The sequence below is a fragment of the Macromonas nakdongensis genome, from assembly GCF_002837145.1.
In the GTDB taxonomy this organism is placed as follows: Bacteria; Pseudomonadota; Gammaproteobacteria; order Burkholderiales; family Burkholderiaceae_C; genus Macromonas_B; species Macromonas_B nakdongensis.
Window position 1 is genome coordinate 1 of record NZ_NWMV01000083.1, and the last position, 1,620, is coordinate 1,620.

At 66.3% G+C, this 1,620-nt stretch carries 1 protein-coding gene; it reads right to left on the minus strand.

From position 1 onward, the window contains the following. Nucleotides 1–125: 125 nt before the first annotated feature. On the minus strand, nucleotides 126–1,620 hold a 1,495-nt coding region (locus CON77_RS11180), incomplete at its 5' end, for an electron transfer flavoprotein-ubiquinone oxidoreductase (protein ID WP_101049218.1).

The window sequence follows — 1,620 nt, forward strand, 5'->3', positions numbered from 1 at the left end:
GCAAACTGCAGCTGTTCGCGCAAATGAACCGGACCCTGAGCGAAGCCCTGGACGCCCCGGTCGATCCGACGCCGGTGGTGGACTGGCCCGCCATCGACGGGCCGGACGCCGATTGACGCGCGGCCTCACATCCCCGCGTAATTGGGCCCGCCACCGCCCTCGGGCGTGACCCAGACGATGTTCTGCGTCGGGTCCTTGATGTCGCAGGTCTTGCAGTGCACGCAGTTCTGCGCGTTGATCACCAACTGGTCCTGCCCGTCCTTGTTGACGAACTCGTACACCCCGGCCGGGCAGTAGCGGCTCTCGGGTCCGGCGTACTTCGCCAGGTTCACGCTCACCGGAACCGATGCGTCCTTGAGCGTGAGGTGCGCGGGCTGGTCTTCGGCGTGGTTGGTGTTGCTGATGAAGACACTGGAGAGGCGGTCGAAGGTCAGCTTCCCATCGGGTTTGGGGTAGTCGATCTTGGCGCACTCGGCCGCGGGGCGCAGGTAGGTGTGGTCGGCGTGGGTGCGGTGCAAGCTCCAGGGCGGGCGCTTCATGCCGAGCTTGGGCAGCAGCCAGTGCTCAACGCCGGTCATGAGCGCACCCACGGTGTTGCCCTTCTTGAACCAGGCCTTGAAGTTGCGCGACTGGTCGAGTTCGCGGTACAGCCAGCTCTGCTCGAAGGCCTGTGGGTAGGCGACGAGTTCGTCACCGCTGCGCCCGGCCTGGATGGCTTCGAAGGCGGCCTCGGCGCACAGCATGCCGCTCTTGATGGCGGCGTGGCTGCCTTTGATGCGTGCGGCGTTCAAGTAGCCGGCGTCGCACCCGATCAGGGCACCGCCGGGGAAGACGGTCTTGGGCAGGGAGTGCAGCCCGCCGGCGACGATGGCGCGCGCGCCGTAACCGATGCGCTTGCCGCCTTCGATGTGGGGGCGGATGCTGGGGTGGGTCTTCCAGCGTTGCATTTCCTCGAAGGGGCTCAGCCAGGGGTTGCTGTAGTCCAGCCCGACCACAAAGCCCAGGGTGACCTTGTTGCCTTCGAGGTGGTACAGGAAACCGCCGCCGTAGGTCTGGCCGTCCAGCGGCCAGCCGGCGGTGTGCACCACCAGGCCGGGTTGGGCTTGCTCGGCGGGCACTTCCCACAGCTCTTTGATGCCGATGCCGTAGGCCTGCGGGTCTTTGCCGGCGTCGAGCTGGAAGCGCTCGATCAGTTCTTTGCCCAGGTGGCCGCGGGCGCCTTCGGCGAACACGGTGTACTTGGCGTGCAGCTCCATGCCGATCTGGAAGTCGCCAGTGGGCTCGCCGTCTTTGCCCAGGCCCTGGTGGCCGGTGGCCACGCCTTTGACGGAACCATCGGCGTTGTAGATGACTTCGGAAGCGGCAAAGCCGGGGAAGATCTCCACGCCCAGGCTTTCCGCCTGCTCGCCCAGCCATTTGGTCAGCGCGCCCAGGCTGATGACGTAGTTGCCGTGGTTGTGGAAGCAGTCGGGCACCAGGGCGTCGGGGGTCTTGGTGGCGCCTCCCTCTTTCAAGAACAGCACTTCGTCGCCCGAGACCGGCTGGTTCAGGGGCGCGCCCAGTTCTTTCCAATTGGGCAGCAGCTCGTTCAAGGCGATGGGGTCCATCACGGCGCCGGAG